The organism is Bifidobacterium asteroides (assembly GCF_003202695.1).
Lineage (GTDB): Bacteria > Actinomycetota > Actinomycetes > Actinomycetales > Bifidobacteriaceae > Bombiscardovia > Bombiscardovia asteroides_G.
In genome coordinates this window covers 1-24,478 of the sequence record NZ_QGLL01000002.1, presented here as the reverse complement: position 1 = coordinate 24,478, position 24,478 = coordinate 1, and the positions used below count along the sequence as shown (strand labels likewise).

21 protein-coding genes are annotated in these 24,478 nt (G+C 61.7%); 9 read left to right on the top strand and 12 right to left on the bottom strand.

Annotated elements, in window-relative coordinates; genetic code table 11:
* The coding region (locus tag DKK75_RS01985; protein WP_445970388.1) for an RCC1 domain-containing protein at positions 1 to 1,061 on the top strand (1,061 nt) is incomplete at its 5' end.
* A 617-nt stretch (positions 1,062 to 1,678) separates the two neighbouring features.
* On the opposite strand, the gene DKK75_RS01980 is transcribed toward DKK75_RS01985, so the two are convergent.
* Positions 1,679 to 1,924 carry a hypothetical protein gene (locus DKK75_RS01980; RefSeq protein WP_146208605.1) on the bottom strand — a complete coding sequence of 82 codons (246 nt, stop codon included), beginning with the start codon at positions 1,922 to 1,924 and terminating at the stop codon, positions 1,679 to 1,681.
* 399 nt (positions 1,925 to 2,323) lie between these two features.
* Here DKK75_RS01980 and DKK75_RS08245 point away from each other — a divergent pair, with 399 nt between their 5' ends.
* Positions 2,324 to 2,452, top strand: a complete 129-nt coding sequence (locus DKK75_RS08245) for a hypothetical protein (RefSeq protein ID WP_258333120.1) — start codon at positions 2,324 to 2,326, stop codon at positions 2,450 to 2,452.
* A gap of 161 nt (positions 2,453 to 2,613) precedes the next feature.
* Here DKK75_RS08245 and DKK75_RS01975 read toward each other — a convergent pair whose 3' ends face one another.
* Together DKK75_RS01975 and DKK75_RS01970 are read right to left on the bottom strand one after the other, a co-directional pair.
* Entirely contained in the window at positions 2,614 to 4,002 is a 1,389-nt protein-coding gene (locus DKK75_RS01975) for an MFS transporter (RefSeq protein ID WP_110451811.1), read from the bottom strand.
* Between the two features lie 51 nt (positions 4,003 to 4,053).
* A complete protein-coding gene (locus tag DKK75_RS01970; RefSeq protein ID WP_110451810.1) occupies positions 4,054 to 5,010 on the bottom strand; it encodes a nucleoside hydrolase in 957 nt (318 codons plus the stop codon).
* A gap of 307 nt (positions 5,011 to 5,317) precedes the next feature.
* Here DKK75_RS01970 and DKK75_RS01965 point away from each other — a divergent pair, with 307 nt between their 5' ends.
* On the top strand, positions 5,318 to 6,688 hold the full coding sequence (locus DKK75_RS01965; RefSeq protein ID WP_110451809.1) for a sugar porter family MFS transporter: 1,371 nt from the start codon (positions 5,318 to 5,320) through the stop codon (positions 6,686 to 6,688).
* A 49-nt stretch (positions 6,689 to 6,737) separates the two neighbouring features.
* Here DKK75_RS01965 and DKK75_RS01960 read toward each other — a convergent pair whose 3' ends face one another.
* Both DKK75_RS01960 and DKK75_RS01955 read right to left on the bottom strand, forming a co-directional pair.
* Positions 6,738 to 6,941 carry a hypothetical protein gene (locus DKK75_RS01960; protein ID WP_110451808.1) on the bottom strand — a complete coding sequence of 68 codons (204 nt, stop codon included), beginning with the start codon at positions 6,939 to 6,941 and terminating at the stop codon, positions 6,738 to 6,740.
* Positions 6,942 to 7,054: 113 nt separating this feature from the next.
* On the bottom strand, positions 7,055 to 8,080 hold the full coding sequence (locus tag DKK75_RS01955) for an alpha/beta hydrolase (RefSeq protein ID WP_110451807.1): 1,026 nt from the start codon (positions 8,078 to 8,080) through the stop codon (positions 7,055 to 7,057).
* Positions 8,081 to 8,273: 193 nt separating this feature from the next.
* Here DKK75_RS01955 and DKK75_RS01950 point away from each other — a divergent pair, with 193 nt between their 5' ends.
* Positions 8,274 to 8,981, top strand: coding sequence for a DUF4391 domain-containing protein (locus tag DKK75_RS01950; RefSeq protein WP_181414414.1), 708 nt, complete (start codon positions 8,274 to 8,276; stop codon positions 8,979 to 8,981).
* Between the two features lie 12 nt (positions 8,982 to 8,993).
* On the opposite strand, the gene DKK75_RS01945 is transcribed toward DKK75_RS01950, so the two are convergent.
* Complete coding sequence (locus tag DKK75_RS01945) at positions 8,994 to 9,620, bottom strand: helix-turn-helix domain-containing protein (RefSeq protein WP_110451805.1); 627 nt, start codon at positions 9,618 to 9,620, stop codon at positions 8,994 to 8,996.
* A gap of 380 nt (positions 9,621 to 10,000) precedes the next feature.
* Here DKK75_RS01945 and DKK75_RS01940 point away from each other — a divergent pair, with 380 nt between their 5' ends.
* Entirely contained in the window at positions 10,001 to 10,213 is a 213-nt protein-coding gene (locus DKK75_RS01940; RefSeq protein ID WP_110451804.1) for a hypothetical protein, read from the top strand.
* A gap of 188 nt (positions 10,214 to 10,401) precedes the next feature.
* Complete coding sequence (locus tag DKK75_RS01935) at positions 10,402 to 11,532, top strand: glycerate kinase (protein WP_110451803.1); 1,131 nt, start codon at positions 10,402 to 10,404, stop codon at positions 11,530 to 11,532.
* A 123-nt stretch (positions 11,533 to 11,655) separates the two neighbouring features.
* Here the strand turns inward: DKK75_RS01935 and DKK75_RS01930 are convergent, their stop codons facing one another.
* Positions 11,656 to 12,774, bottom strand: a complete 1,119-nt coding sequence (locus DKK75_RS01930; protein WP_110451802.1) for a zinc-binding dehydrogenase — start codon at positions 12,772 to 12,774, stop codon at positions 11,656 to 11,658.
* Between the two features lie 224 nt (positions 12,775 to 12,998).
* Here DKK75_RS01930 and DKK75_RS01925 point away from each other — a divergent pair, with 224 nt between their 5' ends.
* The gene (locus tag DKK75_RS01925; protein WP_110451813.1) at positions 12,999 to 13,730 is read left to right on the top strand and encodes an SOS response-associated peptidase; all 732 of its coding nucleotides are present in this window, start codon (positions 12,999 to 13,001) and stop codon (positions 13,728 to 13,730) included.
* On the opposite strand, the gene DKK75_RS01920 is transcribed toward DKK75_RS01925, so the two are convergent.
* The 3 genes from DKK75_RS01920 to pepN form a co-directional block, all read right to left on the bottom strand.
* The gene (locus DKK75_RS01920; RefSeq protein ID WP_110451801.1) at positions 13,679 to 14,332 is read right to left on the bottom strand and encodes a peptide deformylase; all 654 of its coding nucleotides are present in this window, start codon (positions 14,330 to 14,332) and stop codon (positions 13,679 to 13,681) included. The genes DKK75_RS01925 and DKK75_RS01920 overlap by 52 nt on opposite strands.
* A 30-nt stretch (positions 14,333 to 14,362) precedes the next feature.
* Positions 14,363 to 15,739, bottom strand: coding sequence for a phosphoglucosamine mutase (glmM, locus tag DKK75_RS01915; protein ID WP_110451800.1), 1,377 nt, complete (start codon positions 15,737 to 15,739; stop codon positions 14,363 to 14,365).
* A gap of 134 nt (positions 15,740 to 15,873) precedes the next feature.
* On the bottom strand, positions 15,874 to 18,489 hold the full coding sequence (gene pepN / locus DKK75_RS01910; protein WP_110451799.1) for an aminopeptidase N: 2,616 nt from the start codon (positions 18,487 to 18,489) through the stop codon (positions 15,874 to 15,876).
* A 194-nt stretch (positions 18,490 to 18,683) separates the two neighbouring features.
* Between pepN and DKK75_RS01905 the strand changes: the two genes are divergently transcribed.
* Positions 18,684 to 19,460 (top strand): lipase family protein, encoded by a 777-nt coding sequence (locus tag DKK75_RS01905; protein WP_110451798.1) that lies wholly within the window; start codon positions 18,684 to 18,686, stop codon positions 19,458 to 19,460.
* A gap of 115 nt (positions 19,461 to 19,575) precedes the next feature.
* The gene (locus DKK75_RS01900) at positions 19,576 to 20,640 is read left to right on the top strand and encodes a 2,3-butanediol dehydrogenase (protein ID WP_110451797.1); all 1,065 of its coding nucleotides are present in this window, start codon (positions 19,576 to 19,578) and stop codon (positions 20,638 to 20,640) included.
* A gap of 86 nt (positions 20,641 to 20,726) precedes the next feature.
* Here DKK75_RS01900 and DKK75_RS01895 read toward each other — a convergent pair whose 3' ends face one another.
* Together DKK75_RS01895 and dapA are read right to left on the bottom strand one after the other, a co-directional pair.
* Complete coding sequence (locus tag DKK75_RS01895; RefSeq protein ID WP_375314987.1) at positions 20,727 to 22,604, bottom strand: ribonuclease J; 1,878 nt, start codon at positions 22,602 to 22,604, stop codon at positions 20,727 to 20,729.
* Positions 22,605 to 22,666: 62 nt separating this feature from the next.
* Positions 22,667 to 23,578 (bottom strand): 4-hydroxy-tetrahydrodipicolinate synthase, encoded by a 912-nt coding sequence (dapA, locus tag DKK75_RS01890; protein ID WP_110451795.1) that lies wholly within the window; start codon positions 23,576 to 23,578, stop codon positions 22,667 to 22,669.
* Positions 23,579 to 24,478: the final 900 nt, after the last annotated feature.

Here is a 24,478-nt window from a genome sequence, read left to right as displayed (position 1 = left end):
GCAACCTCTACGCCTGGGGAGACGATGCGAATGGCGAACTAGGACAAGGCAAGACAGTATCAAAGAGCACCGAACCTCTTAAAGTAGCTGCACCCCAAGGCATCACATTCACCAATGTCGCCACAGGGCCAAGCAGCCAGCATGTCCATGCCTTGGGATCCGATGGCAAGTTCTACTCCTGGGGATTAAACAGTTACGTCCAACTGGGCCACGGATATGATGTGAACATGCCGTACTATGACCCTAACCCCGTAAAAATGAACCTGATTCCAGACGGCATCACTTTCACGCAAATCAGCACTGGCGAGTTCTTCTCGCTTGCTCTCGGCTCCGACAATAATCTCTACAGCTGGGGGAACGGCTTCCAAGGCCAGTCAGGAAACAACGTCGGTTTGAGTAACGCCCCTAGCAAGGTCTTCATGCCTTCAGGCGTTACAGTCACCCGGTTCGTGGCGGGATATGATTTTAGCCTCGCTGTAGGATCGGACGGCAACCTCTACAGCTGGGGAAACAACGTGTGGGGACAACTTGGACGCGCCACCAGCGGCACTACATACCGCACGCCCACCAAAGTGGACGCTCCAGCCGGCATCAGCCTGATCCAACCTCAGGCAGGAGCTAATCACTCCTCAGCCATAGGATCAGACGGCAACCTCTACAGCTGGGGAAAGAACGACCTCGCTCAGCTGGGACGCGACAGCAACGGCAAGCCGGATCAGCATCCAGGCAAGATCACCCTCTTCCCCGGAGGAGTGGGCATTCCCAAGCTCGTCCAGTTCGGCACTGCAGAAGGCACCTCTCTTACAAAAAACAATGACGGCACCTGGACTGTGACCACGCCGCCTTACTCGCCAGGACCGGTCACCGTGACCATCGACTGGGAGCTGAACGGGGTTGCGCAAACCCCCGACACCAGCAACATCTATCGGTACACCTCCATCAGCGTCCTGCCCCGAGCCGGCGGCACCGGCATACTCCTGCTCCTTGCCATCGGCCTGATCATCATCGCGACTACCATCGCGGCGCGACGCTTGAGACAGGCCAGAAGCCTGAACCAGTAGACTTCGGCTCGAGTAAGCACGTCCGGAAAGCATCCAACCCCAAATAACGATGATCCGGACGCAACAGGGCGGCTCCGCAATCCACTAGCACAGCGGAGCCGCCCTTCCCATATTTACCCTCCCCTGGCAGGAAGCTGCCGCATCCCGGACTTGACATAACATTTTTTATCTGATTTACCCGGGTGTTGCTCCCATTCTGACCCGACTGTGCATGCTAGCGTTTTTCTAGCTACCGGGAATGAGCCCGGCATGCAGCCGATGAAAAAACTTGGGATTTTTCATCATCGGACCGCCTTGTCTTGGGAAAGGGGTTTGAACCTATCATGTGCCACCCGGACGCGTCTTCCCGGTCAGCCATCGTTGTAAGCCTTTTGCAGGTCATCGTCATTCTTCCAGCCAGCATGATCATTGGCAGCCTTGTTGCAGCCGACGCCGCAGCCAGAGCAGCAGCGCCCCGACCGATCAGGTTGGAAGACGCCACAACAGACCAGCGAACAGACGCTTCCGCCAGCACGACAACTCGTCTAGCCACACCCCCATCCCAGCATGCGTCCACCACGCTTGCGACTGCAGCTTCCGAGCCTGGCAAGGCCATCGACAGCCAACCGCAGACACAGTCAGCTTCGTACACAGTCATCTTCGACAGCGTAGAAGGCAGCAGCGCCGATCCACAAACCGTTGCCGAAGGCACCCAAGCCAGCCGCAGGAGACACCAAGATCACTCCGGCCACGCCCACCACACCGGAGATATGCTTCAACAACATTCTCCCGGCAGAAGAAGATGGGTCCCAAGTCATAGCCTCGGACGGCACCTGGAAGGCGACCACGCCAGCACACATGCCCGGCACGGCAATTGTGACCATCGACTGGACGCTGAACGGGGCAGTCCAGACCCCCGACACCAGCAGCACGTACCGGTACCCCTCCATCAGCCCGGCTGCACTTGGCTGGCGGAAACGGCCTGCCACCCCTGTATCAGCAGGGCTGCTCGCCTTCGCATGTGCCGCAGCAGACAGACGCCACCGGCTGGAGACTCTCAGCCGACGCAAATACAGACTTCCCTCGTGTAAGCAGGTCCGGACAATCACTATCCCCGACACAAAAGCCCGGACCACCAGGGTGGCCCCAACTCCCCCACCCAATGGGGCCACCCATATACTTCTGTCAGAACGACAACAGCATAAGCTGTGCAGCCCTACAACAGACCAGCAGAGACACCAAGAAACGCTCCACCCATACGGTCAAATGCAACCAGATCACCGATGGAGACGAACAATGATTTCCGCTTGGGCGTGGGCAGTGACGGGGACCGACTACGCCAGGGAAACAACGGCTCAGACCGGGCACGGATCAATCCCGCCCTGCCCATAGTCAGCACAGCATGCACATAGGCAAGCGTCACTTAAGGTTCAATTCCGCAAGGAAGCCGACACCCTCCTGCGCCCTCATCACACATATCAATAGACCACCCGACTGCGGCAGAGAGAGGAACTCCCCTTATCGCAAAACGGATGGTCCATGGCTCTATATCAGAAATATACCTGCGGCTGACCTACTGCTGGTCGGCAGTCTTGGCATATATGGTCTTCTTGCAGACCAAATACACGACCAGGCCCAGCAGGGACACGGCAGCTCCGATCAGGAGCAGGTTGCTGTAGTTGGCGGCCGGACCGGTGGCGCCCATGATGCCGAAGCCCTCCATACTGGGCTTGCCCATCAGACCGCCGATGATGGCGATGCCGATGGAGCCGGTCACGTTCATGACCAGATCGTTCATGCCCACGCCGCGGCCCGACTGCTCCTGGGGCAGCGTGTCAAGCACGGTGGAGACGATGGGCGAATACATCAGTCCGACCCCGGCATAATAGACGCAGGCAGTCAGCGTCAGGGCCAGCAGACCGGAATTGACCGCCAGAGCGGACCCTGCGAAGCCCAGAATCATCAGACTGGCTGCAATGATGATGGCCGACTTGCGGCCGATCCTGTCCACAATGGCGCCCGAAGTAGTGCCCAGCACGGCGGCCACCAGGAAGGCCCAGACCACATGCAGGGAGACCGTAGACGTCGACACCTTGTAGACGTCACGCCCGATGGCATTGAAGATGGGCGACATGCAGTAGTTCATGAAGTAGAAGATCAGGATCAGCCCGATGCCCATCAGCCAGCGCTTGTTGCGGAAGAAGTCCGGAGTGATGAAGGGGCTCCGGGCCCGGCTGATGTACAGGGCGAAAATCAGGTAGCAGACAGCCGAGGCCGCCAGCAGCCACCAGGCCGTGTAAGAGAAGAAGAGGGTCAGCAGGGCCGTGGCCAGTCCGAAGATGACGAAGCCCAGCCAGTCCACCTTCTCGCCGTTGCCGCCGCCTGTGGGCAGACTCTTGAGCAGAATGGGCAGGAAGAGGATGGTGACTGCGGGAATCAGGAAGAGGTACTGCCAGGCTATGGAGCTGAGCAGACCGGCGGCGAAGATGCCGATGGCTGCAGACACCTGGTAGCCTGCCGTGAAGATGCCGAAGAAGATCACCTTCAGGGAGGGCTTGAGATACTTGGTCGCCACGACCAGGTAGGCCGAGCCAGCCACCTGCTCGCCGGCGGTCTGCAGCAGCCGGGCCGCGATCACATTCCAGATGTTGGGTGCCATGACCGTATTGGCCACGTATCCATACACGGACCCGATGAACAGTATGCACAAGCCAAAGGTGACCAGCTTGCGCAGAGATACGAAGTCGCCCAAGGACCCGTAGATGAAGCAGACGATGCCCAGGACGATGCTGGGCAGGGCCGTGATCAGCGAGGCTTGATCGGGAGCGCCAGCATCCTTGCCGACCTGCTGAAAGACCAGGTTGAAGCCCTGCAGGCACAGGGTGCCCAGGACGAAGGTGATCAGCAGCAGGATCAGCGATCGTACGGCTGTCGAATCCTCGGTAGATTGCTTTTCGGACATGATGTCTTCAATTCTCTTTCTTTTGCGTGAACTTGCCGGGGATGGAGGACCTCAGTCAGCCTGGGAGGCCAGCCTGGTGATGCGGGTCATGAACTCATCCAGGAAGCGGGGTACGTCCACTCCGACGGCCACGCGCATGGTCTTGTTCGGGTCGTTGAGCCGCTGCTCGTCCCCGATGGTGCGCCCGCGAGTGGCGCCTTCGGTCTCCACCTTCATGTTCATGGGCAGGGTGGTGACCAGAGTCGGGTCCACGGCCACGCCCACAGCCAGCGGATCGTGCAGGCCGCAACCGCCCAGGTGGGGCGAGGTGGTCTCGTAGGCCTTGATGTAGAAGTCGGTCATGTCCGCCAGGAAGGCGCCTGCCGCAGTGCCCAGCTGTCGCCAGCGGGCCGTTTCTTTATAGGTCAGCAGAGTCTGCAGGGTCACGTCCAGGCCGACCATGGTCACAGGCGCGCCGGAGCGGAAGAGCACATCGGCCGCATCCGGGTCCTGGGAGATGTTGGCCTCCTGCCAGGCGTCCACATTGCCCGGCACGGTCAGGGCCCCGCCCATGAGGACGATGGAGCCGATGCGCTGAGCGATATCAGGATCCTTGGCCAAGGCGGCGGCGATGTTGGTCATGGGGCCGGTGGGCACGTAGACCAGATCCTTGCCATAGGTATTGACCGCATCGATGATGAAATCTACGGCCGACTGCGTCTGCGCCTTACGGTCCGAGTCGGGGATGGCCACATCGCCGATGCCATTCTCTCCATGGATGAAGGCGGAGACGGGAAGCACCTCGAAGGAGTCGGCCTTAGAGGCGTGGGGCAGGCCCGGATAGACCTTGACCTCGGGGTGGCCCAGCAGGTCGGTGATGGCCAGATCGTTGCGGATGCCCTGCTCCAGAAGCACATTGCCATAGGTGCCCGTTATGCCGATCAAGTCAACTTCAGGGCTGCCCAGGGCATAGGAAATAGCCAGAGTGTCGTCGACACCAGTGTCCAGATCAAGAATCAGCTTGCGCATACAATGTTTCCTTTCATCGCCATGGCTGTATGGAACCATGGCCGTAAGCACCCACGATGTCCTTGTTGTGGATACTTGTTCATCATATGCGAAATCAAGCTGTTTCGCTGCCCATGACAGGCGCAAGTCGTAGACAGCATCATCAAGTATTCGCGTCGTCGGCGACCTGGATCCGGATAGCGGATTCGATAGGTGGTTTTCCGGCTGATTGCCTTGTCCACCATGGCGAGCTGAACCGACGGACCATTCCCCCAGGCGCTTATGATGACACTGATTCTGCCCGTATGAACTGGCGAAGGGGGACCTCATGACTGCGATCCAAGGAAAGCGGCGCAATCTGCAGCTGATGACCGCTCTGGGCGTGCTGGCTGGCGGCCTCTACGGCTATACCCTGACCGTCATCTCAGGCGCGCTGGTCGGCATGAATCTGGGCTCAGGAGCAGGTGGGCACCTGACGGCTGGCGAGCAGGGACTGGTCACCTCCGCCCTGCTGATAGGCGCCGCGCTGGGATCCTACCTGGCAGGCAGGCTCAACGACCGCTTCGGCCCCAAGCGCATCATCCTGGCCGGTGCCCTGCTGGCCATCCCCGGAGCCCTGCTGAGCGCGCTGGCCCCCAGCCTGACCCTGCTTGAACTGGGAAGATTGATCATCGGGTCCGGCATCGGCATGACCTCGACCATCGTGCCCATCTACCTGGCTGATATGGTCGGCACTGCGGAACGCGGAAGGGTGGTTTCGGTCAACTCGGTCATGATCGTGGTCTGGCAGCTGCTGGCGGTCAGCGTCAACGCCATCCTGGACCGGATGGGTGCCGACTGGCGTACCATGCTCTGGGCCCTAGTGCCGCCTGCCGTCCTGCTGGCACTGCTGGCCTGCTTCCTGCATGACAGCCCGGCCCATCTGATCCGCCAGGGCGAACCAGTCCAGGCAGCGACTTTCCTCGAGTCCACACGCGACGAGGCAGAGGCCCGGGTGACCATGCGGGAGCTGTCGCAGCCGACGAGTGCGAAGACCGCCAGCTTCAAGACCCCCTGGCTGCGGCGCGTGCTGATCGTCGGCATCGGCGTGGCCATGATCAACCAGCTGACCGGGCTGAACATCGTCAACTACTACGCGCCGACGATCTTCACTGACACCCTGGGCTTCGACCCCTCCCTGTCCATGGTGGCAACCGTGCCTGTCATCCTGGTCTCGGCCATAGCGGCCACCATTGGAGGCCTGGGACTGATCGACCGCTTCGACCGCCGCGTCATTCTGACTGCGGGACTTGCAGGCACTATCGTCTTCCTCGCCGCTATCGGGGTCTGCTATCGCTTCGTCGATGCCCCCGGCAACGCGTCACGCACGGCCGCCTGGATCATGATCGGCATGATGATGATCTATGTGATCTTCGTCCAGGGCCTGGTGGCCCCGGTCACCTGGCTACTCCTATCCGAGATATTCCCCCAGCAGGTCAAGAGCCGGGGCATGGGCTACGCCAACGTGGCCATGAACCTGACCAACTTCGGACTCTCCCTGGTCTTCCCTACTTTGCTGGCCCGGCTGGGCGGCACCGGCACCTACCTGCTCTTCGCGCTGATCAATGTGTGCGCCCTGGTTTTCGCATGGATCATGGTGCCCGAGACCAGGGGCAAGAGCCTGGCCCAGATTGAGCAGGAGGCTCGAGCCCGGGCATAAAAAAGGGCAGAACCGGATATCGGTCCGCCCCTCGAAGAGATCTGACGATTCAGATGCCGAAGACCTGCTTGGCCAGCTTGGCGATGGTGTCGCCGCCCAGCTGCGCGACATCGTTCTTGCACTGGTTGATCCTGCCGAAGAGCCGATCCGCGTCGTCGTAAGACAGGGGCTTGCCGATCTGCTTGGACAGATCTACCAGCTGGTCGATGGTCTCCAGGTTGCTCAGCTTCTCTACCAAGGTCTTCTCGTCCATGAATCACTCCTCTGTAAACGGCGGTGCAGACACCGGGGGCCTAGCGCCAGCGATGCCCACCTTGCTCTTTCCATCATAGCCAGCGACCGGATGAACCGGGCATGCGGACAGGTTCAAATAAGGTCGTAGGAGAAATCGTGGATCTGATCAAGGGTACGGATGCTCTCCTCCAGCCAGGTCATAGCCACCGGATAGACGTGCCCCAGGGTCTGCAAGCGGTTGGGCCTCAGGTCGTGCAGTTCAAAGTCACGACCCCTCCTGCACAGAATTTCAGCCAGCTTGAGAGCCTCGCCCTGCAGAAAGTCATCAGCGCTGGTGTTCAGGAAGACCGGCGGCAGGCGGACCATATCAACCATGGTCGTTAAGTCGGCCAGGCGATCGCCCCCAGCCCGAACAAAGCTTCCGAAGAAGGATGGAGCGATCATGGTCAGGGCATCGGTGGGCGATCCTATGGGATGAAAACCAGCCAGATCCACCGATACATAAGGAGTCAGATCGAAAAGACCAGAGACGAAGGCAGCGCCCCGAAGCCGCAGCCCGGCGGGCTTCAGCCCCAGCGTTCGCGCAAATTGGGCATCGGACTCAACTGCCAGCGCATAGAGGGCGAGGGTGCCTCCGGCCGAGTCTCCCGTCAAAAAGATCCGATCAGACGAGACCGGATACTCATTCAGATGATTCTTAATCCACGTCAGGGCCGTCAGCACATCATCCAGCTGGCCCATAAAGTCCGCTCTCGGGACCAGCCGGTAGTTGACCGAAAAGACCGCAAAGCCTCGCTGGGCCAGGTGGGTGCAGAAGTTACGGTTAAGCTCCTTGTAGCCGTACATGAACCCGCCGCCGTGGATGTCGATGTATACCGGGGTCACCCTGCCATTGCGCAGAAGAGCATCATGGGGCAGGTAAAGATCCAGCTTGTGGGCGCGCAGATCGTCGTCCACATAAGCGATATCGTTGAGGCAGTCCACTCCCTCGGGCACCTGCCAGTGACGTGAGCGGGGCGCATCCATGCGTCCAAAAGTCAGCCGGGAGCCCAGAATGGCCCGAACCGTATCGGGACTGCAGCAATCCAGATCCCCGTCGATCTCGGTCCAGCCCTCTAGGAGCTTGCGTTCCTCGTCGGTTACAGTAATCTCTGACATCCGTGAATCTTCGCCCATCATTCAGCCTCATCACTCCAACCCGCAGATCTTGCGCATGCCTATAGCTCGTTCAGCTCCCTGCATGCGCTCTCTTGGGTGTACAGCCAATATACATTGCCGGCAAACGGACACTAGCGACCCGAAACTTGCTCATGCCGGTAAAATAACGGAAACAGCGACAGAAAGGCCAAGGATGTCAATCGCAACCTACGAAGGCGTGTCCGCCCTCTCCCTGGGCCTGCCGCCCACCACCGCCGTTCCAGCAGCCAAGGGCGATTTGCCCTTGCGCGCTTTCACCACGCGACCGCCCGTCTCCTCACGGCTGCGTCAGCACTTCTCCACCAACATCGACAAAATCGTCATGCTGGCTCTGCTGCGGCCCGGGACCATCCCTGTGACGGATGGCGCGCACTGCCATGAGGTGCTGGTCATGGCGGTCGGTTTGAAGACCCCCGATGTACCGGAGGATGTGCTGGAGCATATCGCCGCCATGCGTTCCTCAGGCATGGTTTTCATCGCCATCCACCGGAATGAAGCTGGTCCCGTCTGCACGCCGGCCGTCCGTCGAGCCCTGCCTGCCAAAGCCGGTCATGAGACCAGGCATACGCTCCACGTGGGCAGACCCCGCCCTGCAGATCAGACCAATCTGACCCTGGTCGGCAAGGATATGGACCAGGTCTGGGACAGCCTGTGCGCACAGGTGACCCTGGACCAGACTGACGGCAGGGATCTGGACAACCGACTCGCCGTCCGCGAGCGCATCGACCTGCTCAAGGCCCAGGAGACCAAGCTGACAGGGGACCATGGCCGGGCCAGAACCACCCAGGACCGAAACACGGCCTTCGCCAAGCTCCAGAAGGTCCGAGCCGAGCTGAAGCAGCTCTCCGCCGATGACCGCTGAATCCATCCGGGCTTAGTCTGGACTAGTTCGTCCTTTCAGGCTGGTCAGCGGTCTCAGAATGGTCGCCAACTCCGCGCTTTCGTCGGGAATATCCTTGTAGGCCAGGTATTTGCAATGATCAAAGGCTGCAGCCAGGATGGGATAATTGCTCAGGTGGCGGGGATCGTAGCCTGTCTCTCTCGCCAGAGCACTCAGCCGGCTCTGCATGGTGTTCTTATGGATGAAAAGCTCCTGGGCGGCGTGCGTGATGCTGCCGTTGTGCAGAGTGTAGGCGCTGAGGACCTTGTCGAACCGATCAATGCGATCCGGCGCCAGGCCTGCAAAGGCCTGCTCCACAAAGGCCCGGCACTGCTCAGCGGGCATTGATGTGATCAGCAGCTCCGTGCCCATCTGCGGCGCATAGATGCGAAAGTCCTCGGGACTTACAGCGAAGAGAGCAACCCCGAAGGACAGACACGTCTTGCAGAGTTTTTCGCAGAGCCTGTCCCCGTTGAGCCTTTCCAACCGGACTTCTGGAGCACTGTCGGCCAGAGCCAGCCATGGACCTGACAGATCCAGATCAAGGGCCAGGGCCAAGGCGTTCATTAATTCGTTGTCCTTGTACTCAAGGATCAGCAGGTTGATCAGATTGCTGGTCATGATCCGCTGATTGAATCAGGCGATCCGCGCCATGGAAGCTGCCTATGCGCGGAAGCATCAGTCACGAAGCACCAGTGTCGGCCGCCATAGTTCCCGCAGTGTCAAAGAAATTGCTGTTGTATTCGATTACATCCTTGAGGTTATCGACGATTGTCTGCGCCGTCGGAGGGTCTATGGTCATGGCCCGCTTTCTCATGAATATGGTGCATGAACCATTTTCGCCCACGCTATCCTTTGCTTTTCGAGTGTGGGTGCTCTGGCAAAAAGCGCTTGACGGAGCCACACTGATAGTGAGGAAAAGCAGAGGATCATTGCCGGTCAGTCATCTGCAGCGATGCCGACCCTGGTCCCCGGCACAGGAACAGATCAAAGGAACTGACATGGACATCACCCTGTCATGGTGGGCTGCTCTGCTGGGCCTGCCCCTGGCTATCATCCTTATTCTCAGGAAGCGCAACACCACCTATGCGCGCATGTCTGGAGCCATCGTGGGCTGCCTGGTCGGAGGCCCCTCCCCTGGGGCAGACTGTCAACATCGGTGTAGCCGGCTCTCAGAGCGTCACAAGCACGGTTATTCGGGTCCTGGCAGCTAGCGTGTGCTGGCGGGCATCTTGATGGAGTACGGAGCCGCCAACCGGATAGCTCGAGCCATTGTGGACGGCGTAGGCGAGCAGATGAAGGCGGTTCCTTTTTTGAGTTCCTGGTGGGCCTGACCATAACCCTGGTGGCCATGCTGGTCTATCTGGTCATCTGAATCGACGAGTCAGAAAAGGTCACAATCATGAAAATCATCATCGCACCCGACTCCTTCAAAGGCAGCCTGACCGCCAAGGAGGCTGCGAACGCCATTGAACGCGGATTGCGACGCAGCACGCTCAAAGCCGAGATGGCCCTGGTGCCTATGGCCGACGGCGGCGAGGGCACGGCTCAGTCCCTGATCGATGCCACCGGAGGCCATATGATCCAGGCCCAGGTCACCGGACCTCTAGGCCAGAGCGTCACCGCCAGCTACGGCATTCTCGGCGACGGACGGACAGCCGTCATCGAGATGGCTGCGGCCAGCGGCATCCAGTTCGTCAACGAGCAGACACGCGACCCGCTGGTCACCACCACCTACGGCACAGGCGAGCTGATCAGCAAGGCCCTGGACCAGGGCGCGCAGGAGATCATCGTCGGTCTCGGGGGCTCGGCCACCAACGACGGCGGTGCCGGCATGGCCCAGGCCCTGGGGGCCCGGCTGCTGGACGCTGAGGGACGTGAGCTGAGTCAGGGAGGGGCTGCACTGGCTCGACTGGACCGAATAGACGTCTCCGGGCTGGATTCAAGACTGGCAAGCACCCGGATTCGCCTGGCCTCGGACGTAACCAATCCCCTGACTGGCCCCGAAGGAGCCTCGGCCGTCTTCGGGCCGCAAAAGGGTGCGGACCCATCCATGGCGGCCACCTTGGATACGGCCCTGGCCCACTATGCAGCCGTCATTCGCCAAGATCTGCACCGTGAGGTGGAGACCAGACCGGGCGCAGGAGCAGCCGGAGGTCTGGGCGCAGGCTTCCTGGCCTTCACTCCGGCCGTCATGGCCTCGGGCGTCGATATTGTCATAGAGACCACCCACCTTAAGGAGCTGGCCCGCGGCGCCGACCTGTGCTTCACCGGCGAAGGCAACATCGACTTCCAGACCGGTTTCGGCAAGACCCCCATGGGCACAGCCCGGGCCGTCAAGGAGTCCTCCCCCGGCTGCAAGGTCATCGCCCTGGCAGGTACCGTGGGCGCAGGGGCCGAAGAGCTCTACAAGGTGGGCATCGACGCCATCTTCAGCATCAGCCCCGGGGCTGTCAGCCTTGACGAGGCCATGGCCAAGGCCGCTGACAATCTCGCCGCAGCAGCTGAGAACATCGGCAGGCTCCTATCCTGATCCGGCTCCGGGATTGCTGAAACGACAAAGGGGCTCCGAATGCCTTGCGCATCCGGAGCCCCTGGCAATCAGAACCTCTATTCGACATGACCTCCAGCCGTCATGCCGAACAGCTGGAGAGGATCAGTCGAATTCGGTGATGACGGAACGAATGACTTCGCCGTTGACCAGCTGCTTGTAGGCCTCGTCGATCTGGCTGAGCTTGATGTGCTGGCTGACGATGTCATGCATGTTCAGTCGTCCATCCACTGCAAAGTCGGCATACATGGGGATGTCGTGCTTGATGTTGGTGGAACCCATCCAAACGCCCTTGAAGCCGCGCTGGTGGACCAGCAGGTCGGCCGGGTTGATCTCCAGCGAGACCGTGGCATCAGGCTTGGTCAGGCCGATCGGGTAGGCAGTGCCGCCCACGCCCAGCATGTCCCAGGCCTGCTTCATGGTGACGGGCAGACCGATGGCCTCGAAGGCCTGGTCCACGCCGCCGTCAGTCAGCTCGCGCACCTTGGCCACAGGGTCCTCGTTCTTGGAGTTGACGACATCCGTGGCGCCGAACTTGCGGGCGAACTCCAGCTTGTTGTCCAGCAGGTCAATGGCGATGATCCGCTTGGCGCCGCAGATTCGGGCTCCCGAGATGATGTTCAGGCCGATGCCGCCGGTGCCGATGACGGCCACGGTGTCGCCGGGACGCACATGGGCGGTGTTGATGGCCGCGCCGGCTCCGGTGATGGTGGCGCAACCGATGCAGGCGGCCTCATCCCACTTGACCTGATTGTTGACTACGGCCAGTTGGTTCTCGTGAATCAGAGCCTTCTCGGCGAAGCCGCCGGTGCCGAAGGCCTGCGTGATGGGCCGACCGTCGGGGAAGGACAGGCGGGGCTTCTCGCCCGCTCCGCGCACGCACTCCTGCTGCTGGGTGCAGGACTGGGGCTGACCCTTGAGACAGTTGGCGCAGTGTCCGCAGACCTGCTCCAAGGAGGCCACCACGTGGTCGCCCACCTTGATGCCGGACACCTCGGGGCCCACGGCCTCGACGATGCCCGCGATCTCATGGCCGATCACAGCCGGGAAGGGGAAGAACTTGTCGTCATCCTCTACCAGATGCAGATCCGAATGACACAGACCCGAGGCCTGCACATCCACCAGGACCTCTGCGCCAATAGGGTCGTCAATGATGATCTCTTCGGGCTGGGCAAACCCCTTGCCGATGCCGTAGGCAATCGACGCCTTGATCTTCTGAGGCATAAGCCATCTCCTAATCACAATGCCGCCACCGGCCTCGTGCCAGGCAGGGCAAAAAACAATGTTGGACACTCCGCTGCGGCCACGGTGACCCTCAATGTATGACCGCTGCCGCAGACCGCTTTCATGCTATCAGGAAAGAGAGGTCAATCAGCATTTAGACTGGCCCGAAAAAGGCCTACGGCGTTTCCTCGACGGAGGCTCCAGGCATCCATAGAATGGGCTTCATGTGCGGACGATTCGCGGCTGACCTGGACTACGCCAACCTGGCCCAAGGCTATGGCGCCCGGCAGGCTCCAGGACTGCCCAAGCCTTCCTGGAACATCAGTCCCGGGTCGATCATTGCCTTGGTGGCCCAGGACCGACACGGGCAACGGCACCTGCATCCGGCGCGCTGGAACCTGGTCCCTTCCTGGGCCGAAAGCGATCACATGGTCTACCCCACCCACAACGCCCGAGTGGAAAGCGCCCTGACCAAGCGGACCTACGCGGACTCGGCCCGGAGTCGGAGGGCTATCATTCCGGCCAGCGGCTACTACGAATGGACACCTGACCACCAGCCCTATTACTTCCAGGCTCCCGACGGACACACCCTGAACATCGCCGGTCTCTACTCCTGGTGGCGAGCTCAGCCAGGCCAACCCTGGCTGCTGACGGCCACCATCCTGACGACTCAAGCCACGGCAGAGGCTGCCCAAGTGCACGATCGGATGCCCCTGCTGATCCTTGATGAGAATCTGGACTCCTGGCTGGACCCAGGCGTGGATGGCAATACGATCCTGCCCAAGGCTGTGGAGCCTGGCCGTCATGCCTCTGAAGAACTGATCATGCACCCAGTGGCCCCCTTGAAGGGGGACGGACCGGAGCTGACTGAAGATATGGCCCTGGACCAGAGAACCAAAGGGGCTCAGAGGGCGAAGCCCAGCTCCCGTGCCGCCTCGGCGGGAACCGGGTCATAGGCCCAGTACTCGCTCAGATTGTCATCGGAGGACAGGCTGCGAATCTCGGCCTTATCGATGTAGACCTCGCCCGATAGATGGTCGGTCTCATGCTGGAAGATGCGGGCCGGCCAGCCGTGCATGCGCTGGCGATGCTTGCGCCCGAAACGGTCCTCCCAGCTGGCCGTGATGTCCAGCCAGCGCCGCCGAACCGCCTGGAATCCCTCCAGCGACAGGCATCCCTCATAGAAGGCCGCCGTCTCCTGCCCCATAGGTTCATAGGAGGGGTTAATGATGACTCTGAAGGGCAGTTCGTCGATCTGACGCGGATCATCCTCATCGTCGCGGACATGATCCTCTATGACGGCGATTGCCAGGCCCAGGCCAACCTGAGGCGCCGCCAGCCCCACGCCCGGCGCCTCAAGCATGGTGGCCCGCATGGCCTTGAGCAGCCTGCTCAGAGTCTTGACTGCCAGCTGACCCTTGTAGGGCTGGGCCTGCTGGCGAAGTACGGGCTCGCCCATCTGCACGATAGGCAGGAGCTCCTCTTCGCCAGCCTCGGCCAGCATGGACTCCACTCGGTGGTTGAGATCGGCATCGAAGGCCGCTTTTCTGCCGAACATGGATGATTCCGCCTTTCCTGGGTCTTCTGTTCAGATGGCCAGCTCGTCGGCTACAACTGAAGCCAGCCGCTGGCAGACCTGGTCGGCCTGCTCCTGGGTGGCGGCCTCGACCATGACCCTGACCAGGGGCTCAGTGCCCGAGGGCCGCAGCAGCACCCGGCCAGTGTTGCCCAGCATCCGCTCCTCCGCCTCGACTGCATCCTGGACCTTGGCATTGGCGTGGACCGCGTTCTTGTCCACCCCGGACACGTTGATCAGCTGCTGAGGCAGCTGGGGGAAGTCGGCGGCCAGCTCCTTGAGACTCCTGCCCGAACGCATGACCTCCTTGGCCAGGGTCAGGGCCGTCAGAGTACCGTCGCCCGTGGTGGCGAACTCCCGGTTGATGACATGCCCGGACTGCTCGCCGCCCAGAGTGTAGCCTCCGCGCAGCATCTCCTCAAGGACATAGCGGTCGCCTACAGCCGTCTGAACGGTGACGATGCCCATCCGCTTCAGTGCCAGCTTGAGTCCCAGATTGCTCATGACGGTGACCACCAGGGTGTCATTGGCCAGCTTGCCCTCGCGCTGCTTGGCTCGGGCCAGGATGCCCATGATCTGATCGCCGTTGACCATGTGCCCTTCTTCGTCCACTGCCAGGCAACGGTCGGCGTCCCCGTCGAAGGCCACGCCCATGACCGCATCCGAAGCCTGGACCATGGCCTGCAGCTGCTCGGGGTGGGTGGATCCGGCGCGCTTATTGATGTTGTAGCCATCGGGAGAGGCGTTGATGACCACCACGTCCGCTCCTGCACGACGCAGGGCCTCGGGTGCTACCACCGAGGTGGCTCCGTTGGCGCAGTCGGCCACGATCCGCAGACCGTCCAGGGGCTTGGGCTGGGTCTTGCCGGGAGCGACAGGGGCCACGGCCTCCACCAGATGGTCGATGTACATGTTGGTGGCGGTCACCGTATCATGGGAGACACGGCCGACGCCCTCGCCCACCGGGCGCTCCCAGTCCTGGCCAAGGACCGCTTCAATGTCGTCCTCCTTGGAATCCTGGAGCTTGAACCCGCCCCGGGCGAAGAACTTGATGCCGTTGTCGGGCATGGGGTTGTGAGAGGCGGAGATGACCGCCCCCATCTCCACGTTCAGCACGCTGGTCAGGTAGGCGATGCCCGGAGTGGGGATGATGCCCACATCGATCACGTCGAAGCCGCCCGATGACATGCCGGCAGCCAGGGCCGAGGCCAGAAAATCCCCGGAGACACGGGTATCGCGGCCGATCAGGGCACGTCGGCGGCCCGCGGACTGATCCGCGCCACGGCCTAGTACCCGCACTGCAGCATCGCCCAGATCCAGGGCCAGCTGTGCAGTCAGGTCTCTATTGGCTAAACCACGTACACCATCGGTACCGAATAATCTGGGCATTGCTCTCCTCCGAACCCGGCTGTCGAGCCGCTGACGACCCCGCCGATCCTCACGTACCATCCTGCATGCAGGCGACAGATTCATTATGGCCCCGCCCCTGACCCGGCGCCATTCGGGCCGGGGCGGACAGGGCGCTAGCGCAGCCGCTCGTTGTATTCGCGGACCTTGAGGATGCGCCGGGAGGACTCCGTGTTCTGGATGATCATTCCGCGCAGTGCCTTGGGGGCCTCAGCGTGGTCGGCCAGCCAGGCATCGCCCGCCTTGACTAGGGCGGCCGGGTCGGCCTTGGACGGGTAGAGCCCGCCTGCCGACAGCGGGTTGAGCAGGGTCTCCGCAATGTGGAAGGTCTTCTGGGTCCAGACCTCGTCCACGGCTGCAAAGAAGCGATCCACGTAGGGTGCGAAGAGCTCCTGATCCCCCGAGCCGGAGAAGCCGTCTGCGAGAGCCTCGATCTGCGAGTTGGTCAGATCCTCGTTATGCAGGGCCTGATCCCAGGCCCAGGCCTTGGACTCGACCGTCGGACGGGCAGCACGGGCGCCCATGGCGAACTCGCGGTTCTCCGTAGTGTCTCGAGCGGCCAGCTCCTGGTCGATCTCGCCTTCAGCCAGCAGGTCGTGGGCAGACAGGGCGTGGATGATCAGCCAGCGGGTGTTGTTGTCGATGGTCAGACCTTCCAGCTTCAGGTCGCCGCTCAGCAGGCCACGGGCGTGATCCTCGAAGTCGGCATCGTCCCCGTAGCCCAGGTAGGCGCGGATCAGCTGGAACTGCTCGTCTGAGCCGGGCTGGGCCTTCATGGCCAGATCCCAGAGCGTGCTGGCTACCAGCTGCAGCATGGGCTGGCGGCGACGGGAGGCGGTGAAGTGGTGGGCGGCCGTGGAGATCTGAGACAGGGCGTAGCGGAAGGTGGTGGACTGGTGCTCGGTGGCCAGAGCCTTCAGGCTCAGACTGATGAAGCGCTCAGCAGGGAACTGCGCATCCCGGGTCATGTCCCACAGGCTGAGCCAGACCACGGCCCGGGCCAGACGGTCCTCGATCCGGCAGAGGTTCTGCGTGGCATACTCCAGCGAATCCTGATCCAGACGCAGCTTGGCGTAAGTCAGGTCGTCGTCGTTGATCAGAATCAGGGCCGGACGCTTCCTGCCAACGACCTGGGGCACTTCGGCTCCCTGGCCGTCCAGATCCAGCTCGAACCGGTCTGTACGCACCACCTTGCCGGACTGGTCCTCGTCGTAGAAGCCCACAGCCAAGCGGTGAGGACGCAGGACAGGATGCTCCTCAGGGGCTGTCTGGTCGATCCGCATGGCGGTGATGATCCCCTGCTCGTCGGTCTGTACCTGGCCGGTCAGCGTGGTGATGCCGGCCTCCTCAAGCCAGAGCCGGGACCAGCTGCCCAGGTCGCGGCCGCTGGTCTTCTCCAGCTCGGTCAGCAGATCCTTCAAGGTGGCGTTGCCGTGGGCATGGGCGGTCAGATAGTTGTGGATGCCCTGGAAGAAGCGATCACGGCCCACGTAGGCGACCAGCTGCTTCAGGACGGAACCGCCCTTGGCGTAGGTGATGCCGTCGAAGTTGACCTCGGTATCGTGCAGGTCGCGGATGGGAGCCACCACCGGGTGGGTGGTGGGCAGCTGGTCCTCGGTCAGGGCCCAGCTCTTCTCGCCGGAGCAGAAGGTGGCCCAGTCGTCGGCCCACTCGGTGGCCTCGGCAGTGGCCAGAGTCGACATGAACTCAGCGAAGGATTCGTTCAGCCACAGGTCGTTCCACCACTTCATGGTCACCAGATCGCCGAACCACATGTGGGCCAGCTCGTGCAGGACGGTCTCCACACGGCGGTTGATCTGAGCCCCGGTGGCCTTGGACTCGAAGACGTACGAGTCGCGGAAGGTGACCAGGCCGATGTTCTCCATGGCGCCCGCATTGTATTCAGGCACGAAGATCTGGTCATACTTGGCCCAGGGGAAGGGCAGGTCCCAGGTCTTGGCGTAGAAGGCGAAGCCCTTCCTGGTCACGTCGAAGAGGTATTCGGCGTCCCCCTCCAGGGAGTCCTTCAACGCCTGGCGGCAGTACAGGCCCATGGGGATGATCCGTCCATCCTCGTTCTGGTACTCGCTGGTCCATTGGGCATAGGGGCCTGCGGCGAATGCGGTCAGATAGGAGCTCATGACCGGGGTGGTCTGGAATACCCAGCGGGTCACGCCCTCGGTGCGGCCGCCCTCCAGAGTTCCCTCGGCGGTGCGGCTGTCCAGGTCCTGATGAGAGGCGGGAGGCATGTTGGACAGGACCGTCCAGGATGCAGGGGCGTCCACGGTGAAGTCGAAGGCGGCCTTGATGTCCGGCTGATCGAAGACGGCGTAGACCCGGCGGGCATCGGGCACCTCGAACTGGGAGTAGAGGTAAACGTTGCCATCCGAGGGGTCCACGCTGCGGTGCAGCCCCTCGCCTGTGCGCGAGTAGCGGCAGAGGGCCTCCACCCGCAGCTGGTTGTGCTCGCTCAGGTCGTCGAGCGCTATTCGGTCGTCCCGGAAGGCCAGGGCCGGGTCCAGGCGTCGGCCGTTGAGCTCGATCAGGCTGACCTGGTCGGCGATCAGATCCACAAAGGTGGACTCCCCCGGCCGGGCATCAAAGGCGATCAGGGCCGTGGAGGGGAAGGTGGCAGGCCCCTTGGTCAGGTCCAGATGGACCTTATAGCTGACATTGGATACGACGACGGCTCGCTCTTCGGCTTCCACACGAGTCAGATTGGCTCCGGGCATGAATTTCCTTTCGCGCATGGATGCCGGTGCCCCCACCGGCATCGGCATAGGTCCTGTATGGATATGGCATGTCAAGTCTAATGCGGGCACCCGCCGACGGGCCAGAAGGACGGTTTTCCTCTTTTCTCAGGGCGCAGTCCGGACGGGAATAGTCAGACCTCCAGGCGGTTGGTCATGGTCCATGGCTCACGAGTATGGCAGAAAGGGAGCGCATGCAGGTCCGGGCCGGATTTACCACACAACAACTCAACATGCTTTGCCAGTACTCCTACGGAATCGGCCGAGGAGACGTCAAGACCAGGCCGGGCCTGCACCAGTTCGAGAATCCGGCTTTGGACAGCTACTGGGTGCTGCGCTCCCGCTACTGCCCCGAAAACGGATTCGAGGGGATGATCGTCGCCCGGAACCTGGAGGATGGTCCGGACTATGCCCATATAGCCGTGGTCTATGCAGGCACCAATCTGCGCGACGACCCTCGCCACGACGTCCATGCCGCGCTGACCTGCTTCCTGCCGCCGCTGAACGGGGAACCAGGACAGACGCAGCAGGCGGGCATCCTGGCAAAGCAGGCGCTTGACCTGGCCCGACGCACGACAGGAACCGACCGCAAGGTGCTCTTTACCGGACACAGCCTGGGCGGGGGCCTGGCCCTGCTCCAGGCAGTGGAGCATGACCTGCCCGCCAGAGTCTTCTGCGCCGTAGACCCCTGGCGGGTGCTGGACCAGGAACAGCGTCAGCGGGTGGCCTGCCACTACGGGGACGACAAATTCCTGGACTACCGTCTGGATAACGACCGGGTGACCGGAACCGCCAATCTGTTGCTGAGCGGACAGGCTGACCGAAGCGCCCGGGTGGTCTGGTGCGGCAAGGGACCCGGCAGGTTCGGACACTGGCTGGGCGATTTCGATTTCGATCAGGGCGGCGAGGTCCTGGCCGAAACTCCCACCACCTTGAAGGCATATCAGCGGTAGTATGAAAGTCGGGTGGTCTTCGACGAGGGAGCATCACCCGCCCGCAGGGATGTTATGTTGGGTATTCAACTCCATCCATGCAGGGCCTACACGCATATCAGAGAGGATATACGATATGAAAGCATTGATGTACTACGGCAAGGAAGATGTACGGCTGGAGGACGTGCCCGAGCCCGAGCTCAAACCCGGGACCATTAAGATCCACCCCGCCTTCACCGGCATCTGCGGCTCCGACCTTCACCTCTACTATGACGGTGAGCAAAACGGCGGCAACTCGAAAGACACCCCACACCCTCTCTCCGGGGAGACCCTGCCGGTGGTCTTCGGCCATGAGATCTCGGGCACCATCGAGGCCATTGCCGATGATGTGCACACCGACATGAAGGTGGGCGATTCCGTAGTAGTCGAGGCCGAGATGGCCTGCGGAGAATGCCCCGCCTGCAAGGCCGGCAACTACAACGACTGCCCCAAGCTGGGCTTCATCGGCATCAACGGCTGGGGCGGCGGCATGAGCGAGCACATGGTGGTGGCCGCCGAGCGCGTCTACCCTGTGGGCGACCTGCCCCTGGATCAGGCGGCACTGATCGAACCCTTCTCCGTGGCCTACCACGCTGTGCGTCTGATCCACACCGAGCCCGGGCAGACCGCCCTGGTCGGCGGAGCGGGACCTGTCGGCCTGCTGCTGGGAACCGTGCTCAAGGCCAAGGGACTCAAGGTCATCATGTCCGAGCTCTCCCAGGCCCGCAAGGACAAGGCCCTGCAGTCCGGTGCCGCTGACCTGGTCATCGACCCCAGCAAGGAGGATCTGCTGGAGCGCGTCAAGACCGAGACCGACGGCCGGGGCGCGGATGTGGCCTTCGACGCAGCCGGTGCGGAACCGGTGGTCCACCAGCTTCTGTCTGGACTCAAGGCTCAGGGCAGCCTGGTCGTCGTGGCCATCCATGTCAAGCCCATCACCCTGCACCTATCCGCAGAGATGGGCTTTGGAGAGAAGCTGATGTCAGGATCCATGGGATACGCCAACGATCATGCCGATGCCATCAAGCTCATCCATGACCGGAACATCGACCTGTCCACCTTCATCACCGACCGGATCAAGATCGAGGACATCGTGGACAAGGGCTTCCGCCCCTTGCGCGAGGATGCGGAAAACCACGTCAAGATCATCGTGAGCTTGTAAGCGCTGCTGTCTGCTGATAACACCGAAGGCTCCGGTCGTCCATCTGGGCGGCCGGAGCCTTCGGTATCAGTTGCAGTAAGCGATGGTCATTCCTGCGGCTGCACGTCGGTGGCGATGTCGGCCACCACGGGCACGATCATGGGCCGCCGGTGCAGCTTGCGGGAGATCCAGCCGCCCAGGGTACGGCGCATCAGCTGCTGAAGCTGGTAGGTGCCGGTTGTTCCCTTGGCCATGGCGTCCTCGAGCTGATCGACTATCTGGGCGCTGATGGACTTGAACTCGCTCTCATCCTCGGCCACAGCGTTCAGGTAGAGTTTGGGACCGGAGACGACCTTGCTGGTTTCGGTGTCGACTACGGCAAAGGCGGAGACGAAGCCTTCCGTGCCCAGGATTCGACGCTGCTCCAGCTCGTCGTCCGTCAGCTGACCCACGGAGTCGCCATCCACATAGACGTATCCGCAGGGCACGGATCCGACCACGGCGGCCTGACCATGGTAGAGGTCCACCACGTCGCCGTCCTCGGCCAAGACCACGTTTTGCGGATCCACGCCGGTCTTGACGGCAATCAGGCCATTGGCCACCAGGTGCCGGTTCTCGCCATGGATGGGCATGGCGCACTTGGGCTGCACGATGTTGTAGAAGTGGAGCAGCTCGCCCTCGTCGGAGTGGCCGGAGACATGGATGGCCGCGTTGTCGCGGTTGACCACCTTGGCGCCCAGGCGCACCAGCTTGTTGATGACCTTGTAGACCTCGTGCTCGTTGCCGGGGATCAGCGAGCTGGCTAGGATGACCGTATCGAACTCGTTGATGGTGATGTCGCGGTGGGTCCCGTCGGCTATGCGGCCCAGAGCCGCCATGGGCTCGCCCTGGGAGCCGGTGCACATGTAGACGATCTTCTCGTCAGGGATATTATGGGCGTCCTTAAGGTCGACCACGGTGTCCTCGGGCAGATGCAGGTAGCCCAGGTCTGAGGCGATCGACATGTTGCGGACCATGGACCGACCAGCGAAGACCACCTTGCGGCCGAACTTGTGAGCGGCGTCAACCACCTGCTGCACCCGGTGGACGTGGCTGGAGAAGGAGGCCACGATGATCTTGCGCTGGGCCTCGGCAAAGGCCTTGTCCAGAGCTGGGGCGATGGAAATCTCGGGCTTGACGAAGCCAGGGACCTCGGCGTTGGTGGAATCGACCATGAGCAGGTCCACGCCGGACTCGCCCAGCTTGCCGAACTCCCTCAGGTCAGTCAGCCTGTGGTCCAAAGGCAGCGGGTCGATCTTCATGTCGCCGGTGTCGATGATATGACCCGCCGGGGTGCGCACAGAGACAGCCAGGGCGTCAGGAATGGAGTGGGTGACGGCCACGAACTCCAGGCTGAAGGGGCCCACCTTGAGCTTGTCGCGGCCCTTGACCTCCACCTCCCTGGGCTTAAGATGATGCTCCTCGCACTTGGCATCAACAAACCCCAGAGTCAGCTTCGAGCCGATCAAAGGAATATCCGGACGCAGCCTCAGCAGATAAGGCACCCCGCCGATATGATCCTCATGCCCATGAGTCAGCACCAGAGCATCCACCCGATCCAGCTTATCCTTGATATAGCTGAAGTCAGGCAGAATCAGATCCACGCCCGGCTGCTCCTCCTCCGGAAACAGCACGCCGCAGTCAATCAGCAGAATATGACCGTTATACTCGATCACATTCATATTGCGGCCAATCTCACCCAGACCCCCCAGCGGGACAATACGCATGGAACCCTTACGATACTTCGGAGGAGCCACCAGACGCTGCTCAGCCTGAGTACCCTTACCACGCTGGATGGAGCCATTGCGGCGTCCACGGGATTCATTCCGGGACCTGCCGGCTCCCTTGCCCTGCCCGGGAGTGCGGCTACGGTTCTTGGGAGAGGATTTGCTGCTTCTGCTTCCGCTTCTGCTCTTTGTACTGTCTTCTTGCCTTGTTTTTGCCATTCTCACTTGTGTTTCCATTATCTGTACCCCCGTCTGATACGGGGGCGACGCTTGTTTGCTTGTCAGGAACGCATCAGCCCTGCAGCCTTCATGCCTTTCTCGGCTTGGATCAGCTGGTCCTTGCCAGGCCCAAGATTAGGGAGCCTCATCGTCGTGCTGTCCAAGACACCAGCCACTTTCAGAGCGGCCTTGGCCATGACCGCCTGCTGACCCTGGCCATTGAGAGCCTGGACCAGCGGCGCCAAGGCAGTCGACAACCTCTGTGCTCCTTTCAGGTCGCCTTGATCGAACCGAGTCGCCAGGTCCTGCATAGGACGGCTGGCCACATGGGCCATGACCGATATGACGCCGACGGCGCCCAAGGCCAGGAAGGGCAGATACAGCCCGTCATCGCCGGAGTACCAGATCAGCCCCGTCTCCTTGCGCTTGATGGGAACTGCGGCCAGGTCACCAGTGGCATCCTTGACTGCCTCGACATGCGGCAATTCGGCAAGACGACGGTATGTATCCACAGTCACGTGCAACCCGGTGCGGCCAGGTACATCGTAGAGCATGATGGGGCGATCCGCAGACTGGCAGACGGACCTGAAATGCGCTACAACCCCATCCTGGGAGGGTCTGGAGTAGTAAGGCATGACCACCAGGAGCGCATCCGCCCCGGCTTCCTGGGTCATCTCGGCCATGCGGACCGTATGGGCCGTGTCATTGGAGCCCGCACCCGAAATGACCGGCACGTCCACCGAATCCTTTACGGCTCGCACCAAATCGACTTTCTCTTCCATGTGGGTGGCCGGAGATTCGCCGGTGGTGCCGTTGACCAGCAACCCATCCGCCCCATCAGCGACAAGTCTGCGGGCCAGATTGCCAGCGGCCTCAAAATCCACGGACCCGTCATGGTTCATGGGAGTGACCATGGCCGGCACGACCCGCCCGAACGGGGCCTTGTCCAACAGATGGGTTTGGAGCTCAGACATACTTCAACGCTACTTGCAGACGGGGACTCATCACCTTCGCGACACCCTCCCCTCCCTGTCAGTCTTGGACAAGCACCGTGCGCCGAACCTCCACGGTCCCTGCCCAAATCAATAAATAAGAGGGGGAAAAGACGGTACTCAGCAGCATAAGCCATATGGCAGGCAACCGGCCGCCAGCAGCCAGAATCCGGAGGACAGCTTGGCATACGCAAGGCACTGCATCATCGGAGCGGTTCAGGCATACTTGATGTGTCTGGCCCCGGCAAGGGCGCAGAATCAGGAAAACCCTGGGTTCCCTGATCCTGCCCAGGCAGGGTTCCACAATGCAGCCCTGGAGTATGCGGAGTCCAGTTTGAACGCGGAATCCGCCCGGCCGCTCTTCAGCCGTCAGGATGCCACCGGCAAAGCAACGCCGAGCGAGCCCCTTTTCGACGCTGCGAAGCGGGCCATCGACGACCAAGACCGACATGCTCTTTCCATCGGGCCCCTTGAGCCTGTCTGCCGTCAATTCCTGAACAGCTGCAAGAATCCGATCCGGATCCACCGTCTGTGTTCGTCCATGTCTCCATGGGTAGGCTCTAAGGCTGGTCTCTATCTATGGTTGACGGTCGTTACCGCTCCATCCGTTCATACGCATTCCTTGCATCAATCAACTGGAGACCAAGCGCCCGCCTACCACGCTACGCATTCGATCCGCGCCTATCCATCACCTAGCACTACTCAGCCAAGCAGAGAGCGCATCCCGGGGCAGGCTCATTGCTGATCCTGCGCGACGTCGGCGCCGCGCGCCAGGGCGGCCACCAGGGTCATCAGGTCGAAGATCAGCGCCCAGGCCGCCAGCCACTCGAAGGAGGCATCACGATCATCGCCCGCGCAATAGTCGATCGCCCACAAATCCTG

Bases quoted from the DNA above. Each gene is read 5' to 3' on its own strand.
- DKK75_RS01925 (WP_110451813.1), top strand. From the start codon at position 12,999: ATGTGCGGACGATTCGCGGCTGACCTGGACTACGCCAACCTGGCCCAA.
- DKK75_RS01955 (WP_110451807.1), bottom strand. From the start codon at position 8,080: ATGTCAGAGATTACTGTAACCGACGAGGAACGCAAGCTCCTAGAGGGC.
- DKK75_RS01980 (WP_146208605.1), bottom strand. From the start codon at position 1,924: ATGGTCACAATTGCCGTGCCGGGCATGTGTGCTGGCGTGGTCGCCTTC.
- DKK75_RS01945 (WP_110451805.1), bottom strand. From the start codon at position 9,620: ATGACCAGCAATCTGATCAACCTGCTGATCCTTGAGTACAAGGACAAC.
- DKK75_RS01940 (WP_110451804.1), top strand. From the start codon at position 10,001: ATGGACATCACCCTGTCATGGTGGGCTGCTCTGCTGGGCCTGCCCCTG.
- dapA (WP_110451795.1), bottom strand. From the start codon at position 23,578: ATGTCTGAGCTCCAAACCCATCTGTTGGACAAGGCCCCGTTCGGGCGG.
- DKK75_RS01965 (WP_110451809.1), top strand. From the start codon at position 5,318: ATGACTGCGATCCAAGGAAAGCGGCGCAATCTGCAGCTGATGACCGCT.
- DKK75_RS01895 (WP_375314987.1), bottom strand. From the start codon at position 22,604: ATGGCAAAAACAAGGCAAGAAGACAGTACAAAGAGCAGAAGCGGAAGC.
- DKK75_RS01930 (WP_110451802.1), bottom strand. From the start codon at position 12,774: ATGCCTCAGAAGATCAAGGCGTCGATTGCCTACGGCATCGGCAAGGGG.
- pepN (WP_110451799.1), bottom strand. From the start codon at position 18,489: ATGCCCGGAGCCAATCTGACTCGTGTGGAAGCCGAAGAGCGAGCCGTC.
- DKK75_RS01935 (WP_110451803.1), top strand. From the start codon at position 10,402: ATGAAAATCATCATCGCACCCGACTCCTTCAAAGGCAGCCTGACCGCC.
- DKK75_RS01950 (WP_181414414.1), top strand. From the start codon at position 8,274: ATGTCAATCGCAACCTACGAAGGCGTGTCCGCCCTCTCCCTGGGCCTG.
- DKK75_RS01920 (WP_110451801.1), bottom strand. From the start codon at position 14,332: ATGTTCGGCAGAAAAGCGGCCTTCGATGCCGATCTCAACCACCGAGTG.
- glmM (WP_110451800.1), bottom strand. From the start codon at position 15,739: ATGCCCAGATTATTCGGTACCGATGGTGTACGTGGTTTAGCCAATAGA.
- DKK75_RS01975 (WP_110451811.1), bottom strand. From the start codon at position 4,002: ATGTCCGAAAAGCAATCTACCGAGGATTCGACAGCCGTACGATCGCTG.
- DKK75_RS01970 (WP_110451810.1), bottom strand. From the start codon at position 5,010: ATGCGCAAGCTGATTCTTGATCTGGACACTGGTGTCGACGACACTCTG.
- DKK75_RS08245 (WP_258333120.1), top strand. From the start codon at position 2,324: ATGGAGACGAACAATGATTTCCGCTTGGGCGTGGGCAGTGACGGGGAC.
- DKK75_RS01960 (WP_110451808.1), bottom strand. From the start codon at position 6,941: ATGGACGAGAAGACCTTGGTAGAGAAGCTGAGCAACCTGGAGACCATC.
- DKK75_RS01905 (WP_110451798.1), top strand. From the start codon at position 18,684: ATGGCAGAAAGGGAGCGCATGCAGGTCCGGGCCGGATTTACCACACAA.
- DKK75_RS01900 (WP_110451797.1), top strand. From the start codon at position 19,576: ATGAAAGCATTGATGTACTACGGCAAGGAAGATGTACGGCTGGAGGAC.